Below are 24,728 nucleotides of genomic sequence, written 5' to 3'. Positions count from 1 at the left end.
AGGTTCAACGTCACAACTGCACCTCGCCATGGGCCGCACCCATGCGCTGCTCAAGCCGGCGCGCCAGCAGGATCAGCGGATAACAGACGATGAAATAGCCGAGGCCGACGAGGAAGAAGACCAGCAGGCCGTTGGGCACGCGTTGCACAACCAGCCAGCCGACGCGGGTGAGGTCGGTGAGCCCGATAGCCGAAACGACAGAGGAATCCTTGATCAGCAGCACATATTGCCCGACCAGCGGCGGCAGCACGATGCGCATCGCCTGCGGCAGCACCACCTGGCGCATGCGCTGCCAGCGCGACAGACCGGACGCCAGCGCCGCCTCGACCTGGCCGGTCGGCACCGAGCGGATGCCGGCGAGGACGATCTCGCAGATGAAGCAGGCGGCCAGATTGGTCAGCGCGATGATGCCGGCAGTGAAGGCGTCGAGCTCGATGCCGAGTTCCGGCAGGATGAAGAAGATCAGGAAGATCTGCACCAGGAACGGCGTACCGCGGATCAGGTCGACCCAGGCGCCGATCACGCCGCTGATCAGCCGGTTGCCGCCGGTCCGCAGGATGCCGAGGCCAAAGCCGATCAGCGTGCCCAGCACCAGGCTGACCAGCGACAGCATCACGGTCATGCCGAGGCCGCGCAGGGCGAGGGGATAGCTGCCGGCTATGCTTTGCAGCTGCTGCCAGATCATGTCCGTGCCCCCGCGAGGCCGAGCCAGCGCCCGGACACCGCCGCCAGTCCCTTCAGCCCGTAATAGAGCAGCAGGTAGAAGGCGGCGATGGTGATGAAACCTTCCGCCGGCATGAAGCGGTCGGAGGCGAGCAATTGTCCGGCGCGCGTCAGTTCGGCGACCGCGATCAGCGACAGCAGAGCGGAATCCTTGACCAGCACGATCGCCTGGCCGAGCAGCGGCGGGATCGTCACCTTGAACGCCTGCGGCAGGATGACGAAGCGCATGCGCTGGACATAGGTCATCCCCGAGGCGACGCCGGCCTCGACCTGGCCGCGCGGGATCGACAGAATGCCGGCGCGGATGATCTCGGCGACATAGGCGCCGCTGTTCAGCGACAAAGCAAGGATGCCGACGACGAGCTCAGGCAGGATGATGCCGAGCCGCGGCAGCCCGAAATAGAGGAAATAGAGCTGCGCCAGCAAGGGCGTGGCGCGCACCGCGTCGATATAGGCCTTGGCCGGCATGCGGAACAGCCGGCCGCGCTGCAGGTTCATGGCGGCGAGCACGATGCCGACGGTGAGCGCCCCGGCAAAGGCGAGGACAGACAGCCACACGGTCGTGACGAGGCCCTGCCCGAACAGCGGCAGATATTCGACAATGGTGCGGAAGCTGAAATTTTCGAGCATGGGTGGGGCGGTGAATGGTGAATGGCGGTGAATGGTGAATAGTGAATGGTTAAATAGGGAGTAGTGAACAGCGAATAGCGAGTAGTGATCTAATACTTACTATTCACTATTCACTATTCACTATTCACTATTGCCTATTAACTCTACTCAGTGATCTTTCTTCCAGTCGTCGGAATTGACCCAGTAGTCGAGGTTCTTCTGCAGGCGGCCGTCGAGGCTGACCTGGTCGAGGAACAGGTTCATCCAGGTCAGCAGGTCCTGCTCGTCATAGCGCGTGGCGAAGGCCAGCGGCTCCTTCGACAGCATGTCCGGCATGATGGTGAAGCTGCCGGCCGGGTAGGCGGTCGACTGGCCCTTGACCGCCGAGACGTCGTTGACGCCGCAATCGGCCTGGCCGTTGTTGACGGCGTCAAGCAGCAGCGGGCCGCCGCCCTTGTAGCTCTTGATGTCGGCGTCCGGGAAAGCCTTCTTGGCCTCCTTCTCGCCGGTGGCGCCGAGCAGCACGGCGATCTTGGTACCCTTGGCCTTGCAATCCTCGGTGGATTTGAACTTGCCGTCGGCCTTGGTGAAGACGGTGCTGCCCGTGTACATATAGGGCTTGGTGAAGGCGACCTTCATCGCCCGTGCCAGCGTCGGCGTCATGTCGGCGACCAGAAGATCGGCCTTGCCCGACAGCAGGGCCGGGATCAGGCCGTCCCAATCGAAATCCAAAAAGGTGATCTTGACGCCCATTTCCTTGGCCATCAGTTCGGCAAGCTCGACCGAACTGCCGGTGCGCTCGCCGGCAGCGCCGACCAGCGAGAAGGGCGGTCCCTGCGTCTGCACGGCAACGCGCAATTCGCCGCGCTTGGTGATCTCGTCGAGCGTTCCGGCACTGGCCGCGGCAGTGAGGCCGGCGAGCGCAAGACCTGCGATGAAAAGCTTGGCAATCGTCATTGGGCATTCCTCCTTGTTGTCGTTTGTTATTTTCACTTTGTTGTTCCACCCCTTTGGGGGTGCTTTTTGAGCGGCAGCGCCGTTGCCGGCGGCGGCCACCGTTCGAAAATCCTTCAGTCCCAGTCGATCGTTTCGGATACGCGTATACCGCGTCTGGCCAGTTCATCGAGAAAGCGGCCGTCGGGCACATGCAGCAGCGGATTGAGCAGGCCGGGCTCGGTAATTTCGCCCCGCGCCAGCACCTGCGCCACGATGCTGGCGGGATAGCCGACGCCAAGGCTCATGCCGAACAGGCCGGAGGCGAGGTCGCGTTCGATGACCAGGTCCGACATCACCGTCTTGCGGCGGCCATCCTGGGTGCCGGTAAAGACATTGCGCATCACGCACAGGTCCTTTTCGTCGGCGCCATATTGCAGTTGCGGGCCGAGCAGCCGGCCGAGAAATTCGCGTGGGCTGGCGCCAACGCCGGGCACCTTGTCTTCGGAAAGGAAGCCAAGCTCCTTCAGCGGCGCCCAGAACGCCGACCAACCCGGCCAGCGCAACGAATAGCGGCCGGAGCGCTGCAACCCCTTGGCGGCGGCAAGCATGCCGGCATAATGCGGCGCATCGCCATTGGGGAAGGCTTCCAGCCTGCCGAGCCCGGCGATCTCGATCTCGTGGATAAAGCGATTTTCATGTTGCTGGCCGGCCGGCACTTCGACCCGCTTGCCGTTCTCGACCAGCACGCTGTCGCGGTTCTGGCTCATCAGAACCATGTCGAAGTTCCAGCTCACCTTGTAGCACAGCGGCTTGGCCATCGCCTTCGGCTCGGGGATACCGCCGCAATAGGAATCGATCGCGGTGATGGCGTCGAACTGACGGGCGGCGCGCGCGTAGAGCACAAGGTCGATGCCGGGGTCGAGCCCGCATTCGGTCATGATCGAAACGCCGGCCGCTTCCGCTGCCGGGGCAAGGTCGGCGATCGTCTTGCCGTAATTGGTGGTGACCAGCGGCGTGCGCGTCGCGATCGCGGCCTGCACCGCCTCGCGCATCAGCGGCTGCGGCAACAGATCGATGGCGGCGTCGACACCCGCCAGCACGCTCGCCAACACAGGGGCGATCGCGCCTTCGGGCACGACGAAACGCACGCGGGCAAGGTCGGTCAGGCCGCCAAGCCGGGCTGCCCCATTCGGCGCAGTATCGACGCAGACGACCTCTTCGACATCGGCGCTGGCGACGAGATCGGCGATCGCCGCCCGGCCTTGCAGGCCGAGGCCGCCGAGAACCGCGATCTTCATGGTATTTCCTTTCGCCCAGTATCGTCGCGCCCAGTTTCGTCGCGCTTGGTCTCGTCCGACCAGCAGCCTTCCGGCAGGCTGACCCATTTGTTGCAGGAGGCCATGACGACGAACGTCTCGCTGCGCACGACTTCGCCTGGCTCGCCGGCGCCGGGGATCAGTTCGCTGGTGACGCGATAGAGATCGGCGACATCGCCGGCCACCGTCACGTCGACGATGATGTCGAAACGTCCGGTGACCACCGAGGCCGAGTTCACGAAAGGCAGTTCGGCGATGCGCTGCGCCAGTTCCCGGGCGCGGCCGCGCCCCTGCGCATTGATGCCGACGATCGCCGAGATCAATTCTGGGCGCTCGGTCAGGTTGAGCAGCCCGACGATCTTGAGCAGGTTGCGGTCAAGCAGGTTGCGCAGCCGCATGCGCACCGTCGGCACCGAGACGGCCATTTTCTCGGCGAGGCGATTGACGCCAAGCTGCGCATCCTGCGACAGCAGCTTGACCAGTCGCCGGTCGGTCTGATCGAGATGTTCCCGCAAACACTCAGGCTTTCATAAATGAAAAGAATTTATCGACTTTTCTTTCTGATGTGAAAACAGCTTAGGGTTTATCTTTTTAAATCGCAAGAGCGTTCGGCCACTGTCAACAAGGCCGCATCCCGGAAGACGGAGGGCTTTGCCAGCCGCAGCCGACCGAGGGTATGCCGACTAACGCGGTTTCTCGATCCCCGGAATGCCGCCGATCCGCTCGGCGAGAAAATCGACCAGCAGCCGGACCCTGGCAATCCCGGCGCGCTCCGGGACGATCAGCATGCTCAGCGGAATGGGAGACGGGGCGTAGTCCGGCAGGATCACTTCCAGCCGGCCGGCCGCGAGGAGATCGTCGACAAGCCAGTGATGGGCAGGTGCGATACCGCGCCCGGCGACGAGTGCTTCGCGTGCGGCGAGCCCATGGTCGACCCGAAATCGGCCGCCAAAGGACACCGCATGGCGGTCGCCGCCCGGCCCCTGCAGGGCGAGCGTGTCGCTTCCCGCGATGTTCGACATCCGGATGCCTTCGTGGCCAGGCAGGTCCTGTGGGACGGCCGGTCTGCCCCGCGCCGCCAGATAGGCCGGTGCTGCCACCAGCAGACGCCGGGACTGGCCGAGCGCCCGCAGTTTCATCGAGCTGTCGGTGAGCGGACCGAGGCGAAGCGCGATGTCGACGCCCTCCCGCACAAGGTCGATGCGCTCGTCGGTGAGGCTGAGATCGACACCGATGTCGGGGTAGCGGTCCTGAAAGGCGAAGATCAGCCGGCTGATGTGCAAGACCCCGAGCGCCGCCGTGCAGGATATCCGGATCGTGCCGGCCGACGCGCCGCGCGTGCCCCGCGCCTCGTCGCCGGCCTGCTCGACGAGGCGCAGGATCTGGACGCTATCGGCATAGTAACGGCTGCCTTCATCGGTCATCGTGACACGCCGGGTGGTCCTGCTGAGCAAGGGCACCCCGACGGCGTCTTCGAGCTCGCGCAAATGCCGTGTAACCGTCGACTGCCCAACACCGAGCTCGCGCGCCACCGCCGAGAGGCTGCCGCGCTCGGCGACGCGAACGAAGGTGCGCATGCGCTCGAGGGTCACATCTGATCTATCCATTATTCGGCATAATCTTATGCATTGCTCAGATGTAGCGGATCACCCAGGGGCTGGCTACCTTCAACGTTCATTGTCCTTCTTCGGAGTTGATCCATGAAAGTCCTGCTTGTTTTTGCTCATCCTGAACCGCGTTCGCTCAACGGCGCACTGCGCGACGCCGCCATCAGGGAACTCGAGGCCCAGGGCCACGAGGTGCTGATATCGGACCTCTATGCCGATGGCTGGAAAGCCGAGGTGGACCGTGCCGACTTTCCGTCGTGGCCGCCCGAGCAACGATTCCTGCCGGCTGGGGCATCCAAAAAGGCTTTTGCGAGCAACACGCTAACCGAAGATGTTAAAGCAGAGATCGACAAGCTGCTGTGGGCCGACACGCTGATCCTTCAGTTCCCGCTGTGGTGGTATGCCATGCCGGCAATCCTCAAGGGCTGGGTCGACCGGGTGTACGCCTACGGCTTCGCCTATGGTGTCGGCGAGCACAGCGACAAGCGGTGGGGTGACCGCTTTGGCGAGGGAACGCTCGCCGGCAAGCGCGCGATGCTGATCGTGACCGCCGGCGGCTGGGAGGAGCATTATTCCGCCCGCGGCGTCAACGGCCCGATCGACGACCTGCTGTTCCCGATCAATCACGGGATCCTTTACTATCCGGGCTACGACGTGCTTCCGCCGTTCGTCGTCTACAGAGTGGATCGTTTTGGCGAGGCCGATTTCGAGCCTGTCGCGGAGCGGCTGCGCGAAAGGATGCGGACGCTCGAGACAACCCGGCCCATTCCCTACCGGCAGCAGAATGGCGGCGACTACCACATCCCGAGCATGCAGCTCCGCTCTGAGCTGGGCGACCCGGGCGCAGCAGGGTTTGCGCTTCACGAGGATCGCGCAACCGCGAAATCGGCTACGCCGCGTTCGACTTTGCGGGACGTGGCCTGACGCAGCATCCCGAGAAGATCGGCAAGGCGCCCGAAGCCTACGGGATGAATCAACGACCGGCCCGGAAGATCGCAACCGCAGCGGCCGTCAGTGCGGCATTGCCGGATGCCGTAGTGCCGTCCGGAAGCGCCTTGCCGTCCTCCAGCCCGACACGCGTCGACCAACGCCGCTCCGCCGCTCGGTGCACGAACGGCCACACCGTGGCGTCGGCACCGTGCAGCAGGATGGCGCGACGCACCCCTGCGTGGTCGAGCACCGCCACGATGCCGTCGCAGGCTTCCAGCGCCTCGTCCAATTCCTGCTCGGAAATCTCGATCAGGATGCGCAGCACCTGGTTGCCATTGTCGAGGCGGACCAGGCGCTCGGCATCAGCGACCGAGGCGAGCCCGGCCTCGATGCCGATGCCGCGCTGCCGCAGGCTTTGCATGATCTCGGGCGCGGCCTTCTCGCTCAGATTGACCGACGCATAGTCGGGCAATTCGCTCCAGCCGGCGATCGCCGCAAGTGTGCGCTCGTCATCATTCTCGATCCACGCGCCGGTCGACACGCCAATCAGCGTTCCCGGGCAGGCGCGGCGCAGCGCCAACACGGTACGGTCCATTGTCGCCGGGGCAAGGCTTTCGCGGCCGTCGAGCCCGCGTGCATGGACATGCAGCTCGGCCGCACCGGCGGCCACGCAGGACGCGCCGTCACGCGCCATGGCGTCCGCGTCAAGCGGCAGCTGCGGATGGAAATCGGCGCTGCGCGCGCCATTGATGCAGGTCTGGACAATCATGAGAGTGGTCCGGTTGAAGTGGACCAAGTGTAGCGCAGGATGGCGAAAACCGGAATCGGTTCGCGTCAGGAGAGTTGCTGCGGGAGGGACGTTTGCAGACGTTGCCGCTGCCCCTCATCCCCCTGCCGGGACCTTCTCCCCGTAGAACGGGGAGAAGGGGCTGGCTGCAACCTCGGGCGCTCTTTCTGCAACGTTGGTTTTTGGCGAAATCTTCGGCGAAGGCTTCTTTCTCCCGGTTCTACGGGGAGAAATGCCTGGCAGGGCAATGAGGGGCAGCGCCGACATTGGCCCCTCTACCTCGAAAACTCGCTGCGCACGATGCCGTGGCGCTGCAGCTTGTCATAAAAGGTCTTGCGCGGAATCCCCAGCGCTTCGATGGTGCGCCTGACGTCGCCCTCGGTGCGGTTAAGCGTCTCGCGGATGATGTCGGCCTCGTAGCGCTCCAGCCGTTCCGGCAGTTTCATGGCGGCATCCGGCGGGGCTGGGGCAGGGGATGCCACTCCTGCGTCTTCCTCCAGTCCAAGCACGAAGCGTTCGGCGAAATGCGCGAGCTCGCGTACATTGCCAGGCCAGTCATGCTCCCTGAGATGGCGGTGCACCGCGGCCGGCACCGCCGGCAGCGGACGCCGGAAGCGGGCGGCGGCGCGCTCGGCGAAGTAGAAGAACAGCAGTGCGACGTCGTCGCGGCGCTCGCGCAGCGGCGGAATGGAGATCGTCACCACGTTGAGCCGGTAATAAAGATCCTCGCGGAAAGCGCCGCGCTGGCGCGGATCGCCGAGATCGACCTTGGCGGCCGCAACGACGCGCAGGTCGACCGGCCGCATTTCGTTGGTGCCAAGCGGGGTGACCTCGCGCATTTCCAGCACGCGCAGCATCTGCACCTGTGTCGAGACCGGCATGCTTTCGATCTCGTCGAGGAACAGCGTGCCGCCGCTGGCATGCTCGATACGGCCGATCCGCTTCTTCTGCGCCCCGGTGAAGGCGCCGGCCTCGTGGCCGAACAATTCGCTCTCGATGACCGTCTCGGGCAGCGTGCCGCAATTCAGCGCGACGAAATTGCCCTTGGCGCGGCGACTCCAGCGATGCAAAAGGCTGGCCACCACTTCCTTGCCGGAACCGGTTTCGCCTGTCACCAGCACGTCGACATCGGTGTCGGCGATCTGGCGCAGCGTGCGGCGCAGCCTTTCCATCGCCGGCGTCTGGCCGATCAGCGGCAGGCCGTCCTGCGCCTCTCCGGCCGCCTCGCGCAAGGCGCGGTTCTCCATCACCAGGCGGCGCTTTTCCGCGGCGCGGCGCACGCTCTGCACCAGCCGGTCGGCGGCGAAGGGTTTTGTGATGAAGTCGTAGGCGCCGTCCTTGATCGCCTTGACGGCAACCGCGATGTCGCCATGCCCGGTGACGAGGATGACCGGGATGTCCGGGTCCAGCCGCAGGATGCGGTTGAAAAGCTGCAAGCCGTCAATCTCAGGCATGCGGATATCCGACACCACCACGCCGGCAAAACCGGTGTCGAGCCTGGCCAGCGCCTCGGCCGCCACCGAAAAAGCCGAGACCGAAAAGCCGGCAAGCTCGAGCGTCTGCGCGGTGGCCTTGAGGAGATCGCTGTCGTCATCGACCAAGATGACCGGCGCTGCGTCGTCGTTCGTCATGCTGCCTTGGCCACTATGCTGCTTTCAAGAGATGGATGGCGAAGCGGGTGCCGCTGCCGTCGCTCGAAACCTCGATGCGTCCGCCGTAGTCGGCGACGATATCCTTCGAGATGACAAGGCCAAGACCGAGGCCTTTTTCCTTGGATGTATTGAACGGCGTGAACAGCGATTTGAGAATCCCTGGCGGAATGCCAGGTCCGTTATCGGACACGCCGACCATCACGCCGTCCGCGGTCTCCTCGACCGAAACCCGCACATGAGCGTCGTTGCGGCCGTCCAGCGCTTCAAGCGCGTTCTGGAAGAGGTTGATCAGCACCTGTTCGAGCCGGACCCGGTTGCCCATGACCTTGAGGCTCGGCGGTGGCAGGTCGATCGCCAGTGCGTCGAGCCGGCCGGCAAAGCGGCTTCTCAACAGCACGACGGCGCCCTCGATGACACCGCGCAATGCGACAGGCTCGGCGGCGGTGCGGCCCTTGCGGGCAAAGGCCTTCAATTCTTCGGTGATGGTGCCGATGCGCTCGGTCAATGCTGCGATGGCGCCGAGGTTTTCCTCGGCGGGCCCGGTCTGCTTCCTGTCGAGGAAGACGCGGGCGTTGTCGGCATAGGCGCGTATGGTGGCAACCGGCTGGTTGATCTCATGGGCGACGCCGGCGGCGACCTGGCCGAGGATGGCGAGGCGGTTGGCCTGGACCAGATCCTGCTGCACCACCTGCAGCTTGGCTTCCGTGCTGCGATGGTCTGATATCTCCGCCTGCAGCCGATCGCGGGCACGGCTCAGATCCTCGGTTCGTTCGACGACGCGGCGCTCGAGTTCGGTGCGCGCCGCCTGTTCGGCGGCGATCCGCATTTGTCCCGACTGCCGGCGCCACAACAGATACGCAGCAAGGCCGAGCAACGGGACCAAGACGCCGAGCGCAAGGAGCCGCATTTCACGGGCCGCGGCGGCGATCGGCGCCTCGGCCGGGACGAGATAGTCGAGCCGCCAGGGGGTCGAAGCAACCGGGGCTGAAAGCCGGAGATATTCCGCGTCGCTGCCGCCGGGCGTCACCGCGTGGACGATGGATGTGTCCGGGCTGAGCGCCTGCGGGCGCGTGATCGGCAACGGCATCAGCGGTGCGTCGCCGAACTGCTGGCTGTTCTGGATGGCGGCACGATCAGACGCGGCAAGCGGCGCCGTCGTCATGAAGCGCCAGGACCGCACGCTGGTGATCAGGACGATACCACGCTCGTCGCTGACATAGGCCGGGCGGTTCACCTCGTGCCAGTCGGCTTCGAGCTGATCGAACTCCGCCTTGACGACGACGACGCCGAGCGGTGCGGCAGCATCGCCGACGCGTCGCGAGATGTAGAGGCCTGGGCGTTTGCTGACATTGCCGAGCGCGAAATATTCGGCGGTTCCGGATTGCATCGCTGCGGAGAAATAGTCGCGGAACCGGTAGTCGTTGCCGACAAAGCTGATCGGGTCGCGCCAGTTGCTGGAGGCGATCGCCAGTCCGTCGCTGCCGATGACATAGAGTACCGAGGCCTTGGTGCCGGAGACCAGCCCTTCAAGCTTGCGATTCAGCACATCGATTGCAGCAGCACTTTTCTGCGCCAGCGCGTCGCGCACCTGCTGGTCTTCCGACAAAAGCAGGGGCAGGGCGCGCGGGCTTTCCAGAACGGCGCGCAATAGCGCGACCTTCAGATTGGCGTCGGTGCGGCCCTGCGCCGTCAGTGTCCCGAGCTCCGTGATGCGGCCATAGAGACCGGCGCCGTAAAGTGCGGCCGTGGCCGTCGCAAGGGCGATTACCGCAAACAGCAGCCAGGCACGGCGCGCTCGCCTGCCGAGTTGCTCGGGCGTCGACGGCAAGGCAGCGGCGGGTCGTTGCAGCATCGCCCATTTGTGCATGATTTCGCACAAAGCACAATTCGACCATGCGAACATCCGCACTTTGTGTGGGCAAAGCCAAAAGCTTGAGTTCGAGGATACCCAACAAAATCAAATCGATAGCCTCTTAAGCGCAGTCTGGCACGGCAGTTGCAAACACGACTTCAGTGGTCGTGAGGCTGCTGGGGGTCAAATGCAAACGCTCCGGGAGGTCGAGCTTTCGATCGGAGCACAATGGAGGACGTCATGCAGACAGCATTCGCTGCCGCCGCGCCGCGCGGCAAACTTCCGTTCTACCGGCATCTCTATGTGCAGGTGCTGGCGGCGATCGCCGCCGGCGTGCTGCTCGGCCACTTCTATCCCGAAATCGGTGAGGCGATGAAGCCGTTCGGCGACGCTTTCATCAAGCTGGTGAAGATGGTGATCGCGCCGGTGATCTTCCTGACGGTGGCGACCGGCATCGCCGGCGTTTCCGACCTGCAGAAGGTGGGCCGCGTCGCCGGCAAGGCGATGATCTACTTCCTGGCATTCTCGACGCTGGCGCTGGTCGTCGGCCTCGTCGTCTCGAACGTCGTCCAGCCGGGCGCCGGCATGCATATCGATCCGGCCACGCTCGATGCCACAAAAGTGGCGACCTACACCGAAAAAGCGCACGACACCAGCATCGTCGGCTTCCTGATGAATATCATCCCCGACACGATCATCGGCGCTTTCGCAAAGGGCGACATCCTGCAGGTGCTGTTCTTTTCGGTGCTGTTCGGGCTCGCTCTTGCGGCGGTCGGCGATCGCGGCCGCCCGGTCGTCGATTTCCTGCAGGCATTGACCACGCCGATCTTCCGCCTCGTCGCCATCCTGATGAAGGCCGCGCCGATCGGCGCTTTCGGCGCCATGGCCTTCACCATCGGCAAATACGGCATCGGCTCGATCGCCAACCTCGCCATGCTGATCGGCACATTCTACCTGACATCGCTGCTGTTCGTGCTGGTGGTGCTGGGCGCGGTCGCCCGCTACAACGGCTTCTCGATCCTGGCGCTGATCCGCTACGTCAAGGAAGAGCTGCTGCTGGTGCTCGGCACCTCGTCCTCGGAAGCGGCACTGCCGGGCCTGATGGCCAAGATGGAGCGCGCCGGCTGCAACCGCTCGGTGGTCGGGCTGGTCGTTCCAACCGGCTATTCCTTCAACCTCGACGGCACCAACATCTACATGACGCTGGCCGCGCTGTTCATCGCCCAGGCGACCGACACGCCGCTCACCCTCGGCGACCAGATCCTGCTGCTCGCCGTCGCCATGCTGAGCTCCAAGGGCGCCGCCGGCATCACCGGCGCCGGCTTCATCACGCTGGCCGCGACGCTCTCGGTCGTGCCCGCAGTGCCGGTCGCCGGCATGGCGCTGATCCTCGGCGTCGACCGCTTCATGTCGGAATGCCGGGCGCTGACCAACTTCATCGGCAATGCGGTGGCGACCGTGGTCGTGGCGCGCTGGGAAGGGGAACTCGACCAGACCAGGCTCGCTGCCGCGATGGCCGGCGACTTGCCTGAGGAAGCCGATCTGTCGCTACCGGGGCTGCAGGCTGCGTGACTGTTCAGGCCTGCCACCATACGGCCCGGAGCCGGTTCGCCGGCTCCGGGAAAGACCACCGGCCTTGTAAGCCGATGGTCGCAGGTCGTCTCCTGCCCGTTGCCGCGCAATAGCGGCTGATAGCAGACCATCCCGTAAATCATTTGCTTACACTCAGTTGACTTGCGTAAGCAATGTGCTTACGTTTTGCATGATCAAATCGTTCAAACACAAGGCGCTGGCGGACCTCTTTCAAACCGGAGGAACCGGAAAGATCGACGCCAAGATGCACAAGCGCATCCTTGTCCGGCTTGACCGTCTGGAAGTCGCGGAAAGGCCGGAAGACATGAACATGCCGGGCTTCGACTTCCACGCTTTGAAAGGTTTCAGCCCGACCCGCTACACGGTGCATGTCAACGGGCCGTGTTGCATCACATTCGAGTTCGACGGCACTGATGTCGCCCGCGTCGATTTCGAACAATACCATTGAGGCGGTCAGATTGGAGAAGTTGGATATGAGCGTGTATGAGCCGATTCGTCCGATGGAGCGCTGCCCAACCCACCCTGGAGCGCTGCTTGACGACATTATCCCGGCAACCGGAAAGACCAAGGTGGAAATCGCCAATCTGCTCGGAATCTCGCGCCAGCAGCTTTACGACATCATCCGCGAGAAGAAGCCGGTGTCGCCGGCCGTCGCCGCCCGCCTTGGGAAGATGTTCGGCGACGGCGCCGCGATCTGGCTCAGGATGCAGGCCGCGTATGATGCCTGGCACGCGGAGCGCGAAGTGGATGTCAGCGCCATTCCAACGCTGCATGCCGCCTGAGACGTAACAGGCTTGTGAGCCTTTGGTCTTGGCGTGGGGCTTGCTCCAGCCGCATTTGAAGGCCAGTATCCGCCATGCCTTCAAGGTGCCTGTCCGCTGCGGTCCCGACCTGATCGCGACCCAAGCCTTTCCGTCAGGCTCGGTTGTCGTGTCATCCGAGCCGAACCGTCGGAGCCCTTGCTGCCGTCGACCATGATCTCGGCGGCAGCTCTTGAAGGCAATGGCGGCCTCAGCATGAAGTCGCAAAGCAAGAGACGTGACCCGTCCTGACGAAAGGCACGAGCCTTCTCCCAGGAATTCGTGGGACGCGCTTGAGGAGGAACCAGGCCCGCGCGCGGGTTTGCTGAAACCAAAGCAAGATGCGAGGTCAAATGCGATGCAGTCTGTCCCGAGGATTCCGGTATCTATCATCATTCCGAACTACAATTACGCGCGTTTCCTCAAACGCAGCATCGATAGCGCCCTCGAGCAGGACTACGCGGATGTCGAAGTCATCGTCGTCGATGATGCCTCGCAGGACAATTCCACGACAATCATGAAATCGTATGGGGACAGGATCCTCGCCTGCCCGCGCGCGCAAAATGGCGGGCATGCGGCGGCGTTCAACACCGGGTTCGCGGCAAGCTCGGGCAAGATCGTCCTGTTCCTCGACGCCGACGATTTTCTTTATCCGACCGCCGTTTCCAGGATCGTCGACACCTGGGATGCGGCAACTGCCCAGGTGCAGTCAAGGCTGCATATCGTCGACGAACGACAACGCATCAAGGACGTCTTTCCGCCGCCCGAACTGCCCTTTGACAGCGGTGACGTCATGCCGAAACTCCTGCACAAGGGCCGCTATCAGACGACTGTGACCAGCGGGCTGGCCTTTGATCGCACAACCCTCGAATCGATCATGCCTATACCGGAGGCGGAGTTCCGCCAGGGCGCCGATGGCTACCTTGTAACGCTGGCGCCCATGTACGGACACGTCCAGTCCATCGACGAATGCGTCGGCGCCTACCGGATCCACGGCGCCAACCATTCGGTGTTCGGTGAAAAGCTCGCCGAGCGGGCACGCTGGCGGGTAACCCACGACTTCCGCCGCATGCAGGCGCTGTCGGACCAAGCCTCCGGGATCGGCCTGACCATCGTCCCGTCGGAGGCTGTCCGCCACGATCCGGTCCACCTGGAAGAGCGGCTGGCGTCGCTGTGCGCGGACAGGCGCCGGCACCCCGTGGCCAATGATTCCCGACTGGCGCTTGGGGCGGCGGGCGTCGTCGCCAGCCTCGAAATGACCGCGTCGCTGCGCCGGCGCGCCGTCCTTGCCGCCTGGTTCCTGTCGGTCGGGGTGCTGCCGCGGAAACTGGCGACGGCGGTGCTGTCGTGGAAGCTCGACGCATCGTCTAGACCGGCATTCCTGAGCCGTCTGTCCAAGACCATTCGCCACGCAATGGGGTAGAAGACCGTCGCCCGAAGCGGAGCGCGTATCCGCTCGACAGTTGGCGGGACAGCGCCCCCCTCTGGCCTGCCGGCCATCTCCCCCACTTGGGGGGAGATCGGCAGCTTCGGCGACGGCTCCTTTCTTCGGCGGTAGTGATTGGCGAAAGCGGAGATGACGGCCAATTTCTCCCCAAGTGGGGGAGATGTCCGGTAGGACAGAGGGGGGCGCGAAGGATTGCCCACCTTTGACTTGATCTGTTTTCCGCTTCGCGCCTCACTGCCCCGCGCGCAGCCTGACCACGGCACTGCGCGCCGCCAGCACCAGCACCGTGATGATGATCAGGATCACCGAGAGGGCGGCGATCGCCGGGTCGATGTTGTCGCGCAGGCCCATCCACATCAGCCTGGGCAGCGTGATCGCGTTGACCGAGGTGATGAACAGGGTGACGCCGATCTCTTCCCAGGACAGCACGAAGGACAGCAGGGCGGCAGTGACGATGCCGAATTTGATGTTGGGCATGATGATGCGGGTGGCGCGTTCCCACACGGTGGCGCCGAGACCGCGCGCGGCAAGGTCGATGCGCCGGTCGAGCTGGCTGAGCGACACCAGGATCAGCACCGTGGCGAAGGGCACCGTCATCACCGCATGCGCCATGGCGACACCGAGCCAGGTGTCGTAGCCGAAGAACGAAGAGACGCCGGAGATCGAGGTCAGCAGGAAGTAGAGCGTGATCGCCGAGACCACCGGCGGCACCACCATCGGCAGCAGCACGAAGCCGACCAGCGCGGCGGTGAAGCGCGGCTGGAACATCCACACACCGAGGCTGAAGCACAGGGCCAGCACGGTGGAAAAGGCGCTGCTGACGACGCCGATCCTGATCGAGAGCAGGATCGAATTGATCCAGCGCGGATCCTCGATCAGCGCCCGGTAGTGGCGCAGCGACAATTCGCCGGACGGCATCGCCAGCATGCGGGTCGGCGTCAGCGACACCGGGATGACGGCGAGCAGCGGCAACAGCAGGAACAGCGCCACCAGTGCAGCGAGGATCAGCGAGACGGGGCCGGGGCGGTAGGTCGGCATCAGATCAGCTGCTTCGGTCTGACATAGCGGAACAGCAGCGCCATCAGCGTACCGACGAACAGCACCAGCACGACGCTGATCGCCGCCCCCAGCCCCCAATCCGGGCTCTGGAAGATGCGCAGATAGATCAGCTCGGCGACCATCACGCTGCGGCCGCCGCCAAGGATCGCCGGCGTCACGAAGAAGCCGAGCGAAAACACGAAGACGATGAGCGCCGAGCCGATGATGCCGGAGCGGGTCATCGGCACGAACACCGACCAGAAGGTGCGCATGCGGCTGGAGCCGAGCCCGCGCGCCGCCAGCAGCACGCGGTCGTCGAGGCTGCGCATCGAAGACGCCAGCGGGAACACGGCGAAGGGAATGAGGAAATGCGTCATGCCGACGATGACGCCGAATTCGTTGCGCACCAGCGTCAGCGGTTCCGAGATGAAGCCGATCGCTTGCAGCCAGGTGTTGAACAGGCCGCGATTGGAAAGCAGCGCCACCCAGCCGAAGGCGCGCGTCAGCACCGAGATCCAGAACGGCACCAGGATGCAGAACTCGGCGATCACCCGCTGCGCCGGCGTGCCGCGCACCCACACCACGGTGATGGCGTAGGCGGCGGCAACCGAAACGATCGTGACGATCGCAGCGATGCGCAGCGTGCGGACAAACACCGACTGCACCAGCGGGTCGCTAAGCAGTGTGCCATATTGCCCGAGCCCCGGCTCGGGCAGGGTGAAGCTCCAATTGACGACGCCGAAGAATGGCCAGGCATAGGCGGCGCCAAGGAACAGCAGCAGCGGCGCCATCAACAGCGCCGCGCCCATCCTGTCGGAGAGATATGCTTTCATCTCGGCTCCGGTTATCCCGGTCTATCAGGCGGAGATGATCTTCGTGTATTCGTCGAGTGCGGCCCCGTAATTCTTGGCGTACCACTCCATGTCGAGCGGGATCTGCTTCTTCATGTTTTCGGGGTCGACCGGGTTGATGCGCTTCTTGTCGGCGGGGATCAGCGCGTCGGTGGCCGGATTGGCCGGACCCTGGCCGAGCTTGTCGAACATGATCAGCTGCTTCTCCGGATCCTGGGCGCTGGCGATGAACTTCATCGCAGCGTCCTTGCCGCCGGGATTGCCCTTGAGCACGGCGAGCGCGCCGGGCGAGATCAGGCCCTGGTCCCAGATGAACTTGATCTTGCCGCCGGAATCCTGCTCGATCAGCGAGGCTCGGGTCGACCAGACGATGGCCATCGAGGCCTCGCCGTCGAGCAGCACGCTCTGGCTTTCGGCGCCGCCGCCCCAGTAGGCAACGACGTTCTCCTTGAAGGCGGCGATCTTGTCGTGCGCACGCTTGAGATCGAGCGGGTAGAGCGAGGCCGGCGCAATGCCGTCAGCGAGCAGTGCCGCTTCCCAGCTCGACACGCCCCATTTGTAGAGCGAGCGCTTGCCGGGGAATTTCGCCACGTCGAAAAAGTCGGCCATGCCGGTCGGTGCCTGGCTGCCGAATTTTTCGGAATCATAGGCGATGACATAGGAGAAGAAATAGGTCGAGGCGGCGTGCTCCCAGCCGAAGCCCTCGCGCATCTTCTTCTTGTCGACGATCGAATAGTCGATCGGCTCGAGCATGCCCTGGGCGCCGAGCGTAATCGCCGAGAACGGATCGACGTCGACGAGGTCCCAGGTCGGAGCGCCGCTCTTGAACTGTGCGGCGATCGCACCCTCGGTCGGACCGGAGCCGTCCATCTTGACGGTGATGCCGGTCTCCTTGGTGAAGGCCTGGCCATAGGCCGCGTCATAGGCGGTGATGGCGTCGCCGCCCCAGTTGACCAGCACCAGTTCCTTGGCTTGCGCGAAGGCGCCGGTCGAGCGCAGCAGCATCGGCGTGCCGGCCAGCACGAGTGCGGCCAGCTGCGTGAACTGCCGGCGCGAGATCTCGCCGCGCACCGCCCTGGCGGACAGCGTCTCGATGGAGTGTTTCCTGGTTTCGCTCATCTCTGAATTGTTTGTCATGTCAGTTCCCCTTTTTTGTCGTTGTTTTTATCCCGGTAGTCGGTGAGAATTTTGCACTCGTCACTCCGGTCGTCATCCTCCGTCCGGAAGGAGGAAGCCTTTTTCCGCCGGCCATGTCAGCCATACGGAATTTCCCTTGCTGAGTGCCGAAGCGGCGACCTCGTTCGGCACCGAGACCGTCACCTTGGCACCCTGGCGCGTCGTGAGATCGAGCCGCGTCGCAGCGCCGAGATAGGTCGAGGCGACCGCAGTCGCGGCGATGCCGTTCTCGCCGGCTGTCGCTTCGGGGGCGATCGACATGTATTCGGGCCGGATCGCCAGGATGGCGTTGCTGCCGACGGCGCTTGCATTGCCGCGCAGGGTGATGGTGCGGTCTTCGCACAGGCCGGTGGCGCCGTTGTCGGCGTTGCGCACGCCCTTCAGCGGCAGCATGTTGATCTCGCCGAGGAACTCGGCGACGAAGCGGTTGGCCGGCCGGTCGTAGACCTCGTCAGGCGCGCCGACCTGCAGCAACTTGCCGTGGTTGAAGATGGCGACGCGCGACGACAGTGCCAGCGCCTCGCTCTGATCATGGGTGACGAAGACGAAGGTGGTGCCGGTTTCCTGGTGCAGCCGCTTCATCTCGGCCTGCATCTGGCCGCGCAAGCCCTTGTCGAGCGCCGAGAACGGCTCGTCGAGCAAAAGCACACCCGGCTCGAACACCAGTGCGCGGGCCAGCGCCACGCGCTGCTGCTGGCCGCCGGACAATTGCGACGGCAATTTCTTCTCGTGGCCCTTCAGCCCGACGCGCTCGATCATCTCACCGACGCGACGCTTGATCTCGGCCGCCGACTTCTTGCGCACTTTGAGCGGGAAGGCGATGTTGGCCTCGACGCTCATATGCGGGAACAGGGCATAGCCTTGGAACACCATGCCGGCGGCGCGCTGCTCGGCCGGCCGCTCGGTGGTATCGACGCCGTCGCTGTAAAGGCGGCCGTCGGTCGGCTGCACGAAACCGGCAAGGATCATCAGGAAGGTGGTCTTGCCCGAACCCGACGGCCCGAGCAGGGTCAGGAACTCACCGCGGCCGATATCGAGCGTCAGATCGTCCAGCGCACGGAACGAGCCGAAGCTCTTGCCGATCCCGATTGCCTTGATCTCTGCGGCACGGCCGGGTTGCTGCATCCTGCCTTGTCCTCAATGCTGATTGAAATCGTAGGCAGGGCGGCGGCTCACCGCAACCGAATAGTTTTCGCCTGACCGGCAAATTTGATTCATCTATGGCGCCAATCTCCCCCCTTGAGGGGGAGATGGCCGCAAAGCGGCCAGAGGGGTCGGTCCGACTGGGCTCGGCCTGCTGCTGCAGATGGAGGCTGGGGCTTCACGCGCGGCGACCCCTCTGTCGCCTTCGGCGACATCTCCCCCTCGAGGGGGGAGATTAGCTAATCTCCAACAGTTTCGACCTCAGCCACCTCCCGAACGCCTCCAGCACCGGATGCGCCGCCTTGGCATGCTCGGAAACGAGAAAATACGACCGCGGCGAACTGATTGCGATGTCGAAGGGGCGCACCAGCCGGCCTTCGCTCAGCGCCCGGCGGCTGGTCAGTTCGTCGCCCATGGCGATGCCCTGGCCGGCGATGGCGGCCGAAAAGACCAGGTTCATGTCGGAAAAGAAAATGCCGCCCTCGGTGTCGGGATTCTCGACCTTCGACAGCGCCAGCCAGCGCGCCCAGTCCTCGGTGTCGCCGAGATGCAGGAGATTGGCGCGCAGCACGTCGGCCGGCCTGGAAAACCCGCCGATCTTGTTGAGCAGCGTCGGGCTGCACAGCGGCGTGAACGAGATCTCGCACAACAGCTCGACCGCCCGGTTCGGCCAGTTGCCGACGCCGAAGGCGATGAAGGCGTCGGCGTCGGCATTGCTGACGTCGTCCAGCCGCCGCGGCGTCAGGATGCGCAGCGCGACATCGGGGTACATCTGCCGGAATTCGCCGATGTGCGTGCACAGGAACAGCGAGGCGAAGCCCGGCGTGCAGCTGACGCTGAACGAGCCGCCGACGCCGGTGCCGGCATGGCGCGTTACCGCATCGCCGAGCACCGTCAGCGCCTTGCGCACGTCACTGGCGTAACGCTGGCCGCGCGGCGTCAGCGCCACGCCCTTGCCGATGCGCTCGAGCAGGTCGAAGCCGAGATCGCGTTCGAGTAGCCGCAATTGGTGGCTGACCGCGCTGCGGGTCAGATGCAGTTCGTCGGCGGCGCGCCAGACGCTGCCGTGGCGGGCGAAACTGTCGAGGGCGCGTAGCGCCTGAGTCGAGGGAATTCTCAAGAGGTGAACCGAATTTGCATGAGCCGGGAAAACATATCACTTTTTGGCGACGCGCTTCACTGCTTTCTTCTCATCCCATGGAGGAACCGGTGATCACCTCTGCCCAAGCAACCGCGCTTGCCTGTCTGGACGACATCCAGCCGTTGCTGTCGGCATGGACGCGGACGATCTTCGATTTCGGCGAGACCGCCTGGCGCGAATACCGGTCGGCCGCCTGGTATGTCGAGCGTCTGAAGCACGAGGGCTTTTCGGTCGAGGAAGGCTCCGGCGGGATGCCGACCGCCTTTTGCGCCCACTGGACCAACGGCGCTGGGCCGACGATCGGCATGTATGCCGAGTATGACGCGGTGCCGGGCAATTGCCAGGACGCGGCGACCGTCAAGCGACCGCGCCCGGGGCTCGGCGCTGAGGCCGGCGGCCACACCGATCCGCATTCCGGTCTCGGCGTTGCCAGCATGGGCGGGCTTTTGGCGACCAAGGCGGCGATGCAGCGCCACGGCATATCGGGCACGCTGCGCTTCACCGGCGAGCCGGCGGAGAAGGTGCGGGGGTCGAAGCCGATCCATGCCGCAAAAGGCTACTACGATGGCCTCGCCGGCATGATCTCCTTCCATCCCTTTTACATGCTGCCGCTCTGCAACACGGCGCGCTGGGACACGCATTGCGGCGCGGCCTATGCGATGATCTATCGCTTTGTCTGCGACGAACCCGAAAATTGGGTTCGCGCAAGCGATGGTGCACCGATTCCGCAGGCGCATTCGGCGGTGCGGGCGCCCGGCGCCAACGACGCGCTTGTCATGATGTACATGGCGTCCAAGGCGCTGCGTGATTCCATGCTGCCGCATCAGGGCGGCTGGTCGATCAGCGAGGCGATCCTGACCGCGGGGCAGGCGACCGCTGACAATCTGCCGGCGGGTCTGGCCGAGATCCAGTACATGATCCGCGTGCCGACGCTTGCCATGGCCGAGCAGGTCACCGCCGTGCTCGACCGCAACGCGGAGGCCGCCGCGAAGATGAGCGGCTGCCGCCATGAGCGGCACTGGGTGTCGAAGTCGCGGCCGGGGCTTGCCAACCATGCCATGGCGGGTATTGCCTACAACGCGCTGTCGACGGTCAGGGCGCCGCGCTGGGACGAGGCGGCCAAGGCGATTGCCCGCGAAATCCAGGTCAATGCCGGCGGCGCGGCGAGCGGCGAGCCGTTCATCGCCGAGTTGGAGCAGCTGATTGCGCCTGACGAGGCGGAGGCGTTGCTGCGCCGCGACTTGCCGCCGTCGCAGCTCAATTCCACCTCCGACGATTACACCGACATGTCGTGGCAGACGCCGACGGCGCGGTTCTATGTCGCCCGGCCGGCGCTGCGTTCGCAAAACGGCCAGGCGTATCCGTCCTGGGCGATGAATGCGCTGGGCGGCATTTCCGCCACCATCGATCCGATGGTTGCCTGCGCGTCGAAAACGATTGCGTTGGCAGCCCTTCGCCTGCTGGAAGACAAGGCGGCCCGCGATGCGGCGATGGACGAATTCGTCGCCCGCACGGGCGGCGGCATTGGTGGCAGCACTTGGCTGGCGCCGCTTTGCGACTACGAACCGCCGATCCATTTCCGCTGGCCGGAATATGTCACCACCCCGCGCGGACGGGACTGGTGGATAACAAGCAACCCGCAAGCCGCGTGATCACTCGAAGCCAGGAGAATGCCATGACCGTTCATGACCGCATCGTAGCAGAACCGTTTTCATTGCAGCGCCGCAACCCTGCCGGCGGCACCAAGCCATTGACCGCCTGGGGCTTTGCCAACGAGACCGATGTCCTGACCGACGTGCTGCTCGGTTCGCCGAATTTCCTGCGCCATCTCTCGACCAGCTCGCTGTCGCGCAAGCATCTGCGTGAGGCGCCGTGCAACGTCCAGATCGCGCAGGCGCAGCACAAGGACCTGGTTGCCGCTTATGAGCATTTCGGCGTCAACATCCACTGGCACGAGCCGACGCCGGAGCTGCCGATGCAGGTCTATTCGCGCGATTCCAGCGTCATGACGCCGTATGGCGCCATCATCACCGCGATGTCCCAATGGTGGCGGCGCGGCGAGAACTATGCGGCGATCCGCACCTATGAGAAGCTCGGCATCCCGATCTACGACATGGTCACCGCGGGCACTTTCGAGGGCGGCGACTTCAACGTCATCGAGGACGGCGTGGTGCTGATCGGCTGTGGCGGCGCCCGCACCCAGGAGGAGGGCGCGCGCCAGGTCCAGGCCTGGTTCGACAAGGAGGGCTGGGAAACCCGCATCGCCTTCATCGACGAGTATTATGTCCATATCGATCTGATGGTGGTGCCGATCGCCGAGAAACTGACCGCCGTCTGCCTCGCCTGCACCGAGCCGGGCATCGTCGACTGGCTGAAGGGCATGGGCCACGAGATCATCGACGTGCCGTTCCAGGACACGATGGCGCTCGGCTGCAATTTCATGTCGCTGGGCAAGGACCGGGTGATCGCGCCGACCTCGAGCCAGACGCTGATCGGTCAGCTCAAGGCGCGCGGCTTCGAAGTGGCGGCGATCGACATGAGCGAGATATCGAAGACCGGCGGCGGTATTCACTGCATGGCGCAGGCGCTGAAGCGTGTGCCGGCCTGAGGGGCCGGCCTTTAGCCCGGCTGCCTCTGCGAAAGCGCCCTTGTCAGCAACGTCGATCCCAACCTGGCTCGCGGCACGCGCCTACAGCACGACGAGCTTTCCCTTGCGTACACGCCGGGCGCAACGGTAGGCGAGGTCGGCGGCGACCATATCTTCCATGGCAATGCCCATTGCCTTGTAGGTGGTGATCTGTTGATCCGAAACGCGACCCGGCGCGCGGTCGAGCAGCATGGCGCCAAGCTCGGTGCCGAAATCCGGGTCGAAACCGGCAAGCTCGCTGGAACCGACCGGGGTCGGTTTGAACGCATCCCTGGTCTCGACATAAAGGCTGGATCTGCCGATGAGCTCGATCGGCATTTCACCGCCGGGCGGCGCCACCCCGACCGACGAGACATGCGTGCCGGGCTGGACCCAGCCTGCGTCGATCACCGGCTCGTAGGAATGCGTCGCCAGGCACACCACGTCGGAACTGCGCACCGCCGCCTCGAGGTCGGCGACCGCCACCACCGACGGATGCAGCCGGGCAAGCGCTGCCGCATCGTCGAAGCTCTTCGAAGCGATCCGGATTTCGGCAAAGTCGCGCACCAGCGGCAACAGATGCAGGTGCTGGTTGGCCTGCACGCCGGCGCCGACCACTGTCGCTATCCTGGCGTCCTGGCGCGCGAGCGCGCGCACCGACAGCACGGCGGAGCCGGAGGTTCGCACCGCGGTTATGAAGGTGCCGTCCATGATGCAGACCGGCAGGCCGGACTGCGGATCGAACAGGCTGATGGTGGCGAGGTGGCTGGGCAGGGTCTTGGCCAAATTGCCTTCGAAGACGTTGACGATCTTGACGGTCAGGTTCATGCCCTCCATCCAGGCCGGCATGGCGAGGCTGTAGCCGGCCCCTGGGATGTTGAGCTGTGGTCGGGGTGGATTGACGACCTTGCCTTGTGACAGCGCCTTGAAGCCGTCTTCCAGAACATCGAGAAGCTGGCTGAGATCGATGCACGCCATCACGTCGACTTCGCTCAGCACCAGGATCTCGGTCGCTCCCTTGCTGATTTCCGCCGCACTCCTGCCGGCTGGGCTGAACGCTTCCTTGGTCATCTTGCACTCCTTTTGTTTGTCGAAATCGGCTCACCACGTTTGCTTTGAGTGGGTGAGGGAAGCGCAGGCTATTGCGAGGTTTTATGTGATGAAATACGCTGATTTTGACATCTCTGCGTGAAATCAGCACACAAATCCCTGAGATAGAGTGGATTGTGAAAATGGACGACCTCGACCAGATAGACCGCAGCCTGCTCCGGCTGCTGCAGGAAGACGGGCGCCGGACGACGCTTGATCTTGCCGGGCGTATCGGGCTGTCGCCGACCGGAACGAGCCAGCGGGTGAAGCGCCTTTTCCGCGACGGGTTCATCATCGCGGTCAGGGCCATGCTTGATCCGCGCAAGGTCGGCCGGGGAACGCTGGTGTTCATCGAGGTCCGGCTTGACCACACGGCGCCGCATGTCTTTGACCGCTTCGCCGAAGCCGTGGCGAAAGCTCCGGAGGTTCTGGAGTGCCATATGGTGGTTGGCGGTTTCGATTATCTGGTCAAGGCGCGGATCGCTGATATGGCGGTGTTCCAGGATTTCCTGCAGCGGGTCATCCTGCCTCTGCCCGGCGTGCGCGAAACGCACACTTTCGCCTCCATCGCCGACGTCAAGCCGAACGCCCTCTTGCCGGTGTGATCAGATGCCTACCGCCAGCCCCCCGAGGCGGTAATGCGTTCGCCGGTCAGCCAGGACGCCTCGTCGGAGGCGAGGAACACCGCGATGCGGGCAATGTCGTCGGGCTGGCCGAAGCGGCCGAGCGGGGTCATGGCGATGACCTGCTTCTCGAACTCGCTGCCGACGATGCCGATCCGCTGCAGGCCTTCGGTGTCGACGCCGCCGGGCGCGATGGCGTTGACGCGGATGTTGCGGGCGCCCAGTTCTCTCGACATGGAGAGCGTGATCGAATCCACTGCCCCCTTGGTGGCGGCGTAGACCAGTGAGTTCGGCTGCGGGTTGAGGCTGGCGACCGAGCTTATGTTGATGACGCTGCCGCCTCCGGCGCCGAAATGGTTCACCGCTTCCCGGATGTCAGGATGGTGCCCAGCACATTGGTGTCGAACTCACGGTGGAATTCGGCCTCAGTCACCGCTTCCAGCGGCTCGAATGCGAAGACGCCGGCGTTGTTAACCAGGATGTCCACCGCGCCGAACGACGATTTGGCGGCCTCGAACAGGCGGCGCACGTCGGCCGCTTGCGACACGTCGCCGTGGACAGCAACGGCCCGGCCGCCTGCGTCCTTGATCTCGGCAACGACGCGGTCCGCACCTTCCCGGGACGATGCATAGTTGACGACCACCGCGGCACCGGCCGCCGCAAGACCCTTGGCGATGCCGGCGCCGATACCCTTGAAGGCGCCGGTGACGATGGCGACCTTACCGTTCAGCTTGCTCGTCAAATCTCTCCTTTGTCGATGATGAGCGGTATTTAATGGTGATCGGATAG

23 protein-coding genes and 1 pseudogene are annotated in these 24,728 nt (G+C 64.4%); 8 read left to right on the top strand and 16 right to left on the bottom strand.

What is annotated here, in order from left to right:
• Window positions 1–10: 10 nt before the first annotated feature.
• The 6 genes from X738_RS57655 to X738_RS57630 form a co-directional block, all read right to left on the bottom strand.
• Window positions 11–685 (bottom strand): amino acid ABC transporter permease, encoded by a 675-nt coding sequence (locus X738_RS57655; protein WP_023799183.1) that lies wholly within the window; start codon window positions 683–685, stop codon window positions 11–13.
• Window positions 682–1,353 (bottom strand): amino acid ABC transporter permease, encoded by a 672-nt coding sequence (locus X738_RS57650; protein ID WP_023799182.1) that lies wholly within the window; start codon window positions 1,351–1,353, stop codon window positions 682–684. The genes X738_RS57655 and X738_RS57650 overlap by 4 nt, the downstream gene beginning before the upstream one ends.
• A 147-nt stretch (window positions 1,354–1,500) precedes the next feature.
• Window positions 1,501–2,289 (bottom strand): ABC transporter substrate-binding protein, encoded by a 789-nt coding sequence (locus tag X738_RS57645; RefSeq protein WP_023799181.1) that lies wholly within the window; start codon window positions 2,287–2,289, stop codon window positions 1,501–1,503.
• Window positions 2,290–2,402: 113 nt separating this feature from the next.
• The gene (locus tag X738_RS57640; protein ID WP_023799180.1) at window positions 2,403–3,566 is read right to left on the bottom strand and encodes a saccharopine dehydrogenase family protein; all 1,164 of its coding nucleotides are present in this window, start codon (window positions 3,564–3,566) and stop codon (window positions 2,403–2,405) included.
• Window positions 3,563–4,099, bottom strand: a complete 537-nt coding sequence (locus X738_RS57635) for an Lrp/AsnC family transcriptional regulator (RefSeq protein WP_023799179.1) — start codon at window positions 4,097–4,099, stop codon at window positions 3,563–3,565. Before X738_RS57635 ends, X738_RS57640 begins: the two co-directional genes overlap by 4 nt.
• 168 nt (window positions 4,100–4,267) lie before the next feature.
• A complete protein-coding gene (locus tag X738_RS57630) occupies window positions 4,268–5,191 on the bottom strand; it encodes a LysR family transcriptional regulator (protein ID WP_023799178.1) in 924 nt (307 codons plus the stop codon).
• 93 nt (window positions 5,192–5,284) lie between these two features.
• Here X738_RS57630 and X738_RS57625 point away from each other — a divergent pair, with 93 nt between their 5' ends.
• On the top strand, window positions 5,285–6,115 hold the full coding sequence (locus tag X738_RS57625) for an NAD(P)H-dependent oxidoreductase (protein WP_023799177.1): 831 nt from the start codon (window positions 5,285–5,287) through the stop codon (window positions 6,113–6,115).
• A gap of 49 nt (window positions 6,116–6,164) precedes the next feature.
• Here X738_RS57625 and X738_RS57620 read toward each other — a convergent pair whose 3' ends face one another.
• The 3 genes from X738_RS57620 to X738_RS57610 all read right to left on the bottom strand — a co-directional run bounded on the left by X738_RS57620 (window position 6,165) and on the right by X738_RS57610 (window position 10,412).
• Complete coding sequence (locus X738_RS57620; RefSeq protein WP_023799176.1) at window positions 6,165–6,890, bottom strand: 3-keto-5-aminohexanoate cleavage protein; 726 nt, start codon at window positions 6,888–6,890, stop codon at window positions 6,165–6,167.
• Between the two features lie 293 nt (window positions 6,891–7,183).
• Window positions 7,184–8,539, bottom strand: coding sequence for a sigma-54-dependent transcriptional regulator (locus X738_RS57615; RefSeq protein ID WP_023799175.1), 1,356 nt, complete (start codon window positions 8,537–8,539; stop codon window positions 7,184–7,186).
• Between the two features lie 13 nt (window positions 8,540–8,552).
• Window positions 8,553–10,412 carry a sensor histidine kinase gene (locus X738_RS57610; RefSeq protein ID WP_031254902.1) on the bottom strand — a complete coding sequence of 620 codons (1,860 nt, stop codon included), beginning with the start codon at window positions 10,410–10,412 and terminating at the stop codon, window positions 8,553–8,555.
• Between the two features lie 240 nt (window positions 10,413–10,652).
• On the opposite strand from X738_RS57610, the gene X738_RS57605 reads away from it, so the two are divergent.
• The 4 genes from X738_RS57605 (at window position 10,653) to X738_RS57590 (ending at window position 14,228) form a co-directional block, all read left to right on the top strand.
• Window positions 10,653–11,984 carry a dicarboxylate/amino acid:cation symporter gene (locus X738_RS57605; RefSeq protein WP_023799173.1) on the top strand — a complete coding sequence of 444 codons (1,332 nt, stop codon included), beginning with the start codon at window positions 10,653–10,655 and terminating at the stop codon, window positions 11,982–11,984.
• Window positions 11,985–12,174: 190 nt separating this feature from the next.
• A complete protein-coding gene (locus X738_RS57600) occupies window positions 12,175–12,453 on the top strand; it encodes a type II toxin-antitoxin system RelE/ParE family toxin (RefSeq protein WP_023799172.1) in 279 nt (92 codons plus the stop codon).
• 25 nt (window positions 12,454–12,478) lie between these two features.
• Window positions 12,479–12,787 carry a HigA family addiction module antitoxin gene (locus X738_RS57595; RefSeq protein ID WP_023799171.1) on the top strand — a complete coding sequence of 103 codons (309 nt, stop codon included), beginning with the start codon at window positions 12,479–12,481 and terminating at the stop codon, window positions 12,785–12,787.
• 376 nt (window positions 12,788–13,163) lie between these two features.
• Window positions 13,164–14,228 (top strand): glycosyltransferase family 2 protein, encoded by a 1,065-nt coding sequence (locus X738_RS57590; protein ID WP_023799170.1) that lies wholly within the window; start codon window positions 13,164–13,166, stop codon window positions 14,226–14,228.
• A gap of 255 nt (window positions 14,229–14,483) precedes the next feature.
• Here the strand turns inward: X738_RS57590 and X738_RS57585 are convergent, their stop codons facing one another.
• The 5 genes from X738_RS57585 to X738_RS57565 form a co-directional block, all read right to left on the bottom strand.
• A complete protein-coding gene (locus X738_RS57585) occupies window positions 14,484–15,290 on the bottom strand; it encodes an ABC transporter permease (RefSeq protein WP_023799169.1) in 807 nt (268 codons plus the stop codon).
• A complete protein-coding gene (locus X738_RS57580) occupies window positions 15,290–16,123 on the bottom strand; it encodes an ABC transporter permease (protein ID WP_023799168.1) in 834 nt (277 codons plus the stop codon). Before X738_RS57580 ends, X738_RS57585 begins: the two co-directional genes overlap by 1 nt.
• A gap of 24 nt (window positions 16,124–16,147) precedes the next feature.
• Complete coding sequence (locus X738_RS57575; protein WP_023799167.1) at window positions 16,148–17,260, bottom strand: ABC transporter substrate-binding protein; 1,113 nt, start codon at window positions 17,258–17,260, stop codon at window positions 16,148–16,150.
• 90 nt (window positions 17,261–17,350) lie between these two features.
• Window positions 17,351–18,442: an ABC transporter ATP-binding protein gene (locus tag X738_RS57570; protein WP_023799166.1), complete on the bottom strand. Its 1,092-nt coding sequence runs from the start codon at window positions 18,440–18,442 to the stop codon at window positions 17,351–17,353.
• 253 nt (window positions 18,443–18,695) lie between these two features.
• Window positions 18,696–19,580, bottom strand: coding sequence for a LysR substrate-binding domain-containing protein (locus X738_RS57565; protein WP_023799165.1), 885 nt, complete (start codon window positions 19,578–19,580; stop codon window positions 18,696–18,698).
• Window positions 19,581–19,657: 77 nt separating this feature from the next.
• On the opposite strand from X738_RS57565, the gene X738_RS57560 reads away from it, so the two are divergent.
• The gene (locus tag X738_RS57560) at window positions 19,658–21,253 is read left to right on the top strand and encodes a peptidase M20 (RefSeq protein WP_031254900.1); all 1,596 of its coding nucleotides are present in this window, start codon (window positions 19,658–19,660) and stop codon (window positions 21,251–21,253) included.
• 23 nt (window positions 21,254–21,276) lie between these two features.
• A complete protein-coding gene (locus X738_RS57555) occupies window positions 21,277–22,209 on the top strand; it encodes a dimethylarginine dimethylaminohydrolase family protein (RefSeq protein ID WP_023799163.1) in 933 nt (310 codons plus the stop codon).
• Between the two features lie 81 nt (window positions 22,210–22,290).
• Here X738_RS57555 and X738_RS57550 read toward each other — a convergent pair whose 3' ends face one another.
• Window positions 22,291–23,298, bottom strand: coding sequence for an ornithine cyclodeaminase family protein (locus X738_RS57550; RefSeq protein ID WP_031254898.1), 1,008 nt, complete (start codon window positions 23,296–23,298; stop codon window positions 22,291–22,293).
• A gap of 161 nt (window positions 23,299–23,459) precedes the next feature.
• Between X738_RS57550 and X738_RS57545 the strand changes: the two genes are divergently transcribed.
• Window positions 23,460–23,921, top strand: coding sequence for an Lrp/AsnC family transcriptional regulator (locus X738_RS57545; protein ID WP_023799161.1), 462 nt, complete (start codon window positions 23,460–23,462; stop codon window positions 23,919–23,921).
• An 8-nt stretch (window positions 23,922–23,929) separates the two neighbouring features.
• Here the strand turns inward: X738_RS57545 and X738_RS57540 are convergent.
• Window positions 23,930–24,681 (bottom strand): annotated as a pseudogene (locus X738_RS57540) (SDR family NAD(P)-dependent oxidoreductase).
• Window positions 24,682–24,728: the final 47 nt, after the last annotated feature.

It is taken from the genome of Mesorhizobium sp. L48C026A00, assembly GCF_000502375.1.
In the GTDB taxonomy this organism is placed as follows: domain Bacteria; phylum Pseudomonadota; class Alphaproteobacteria; order Rhizobiales; family Rhizobiaceae; genus Mesorhizobium; species Mesorhizobium muleiense.
Note: the sequence above shows the minus strand (reverse complement) of the source record. Positions and strands in the feature narration are given on the sequence as shown.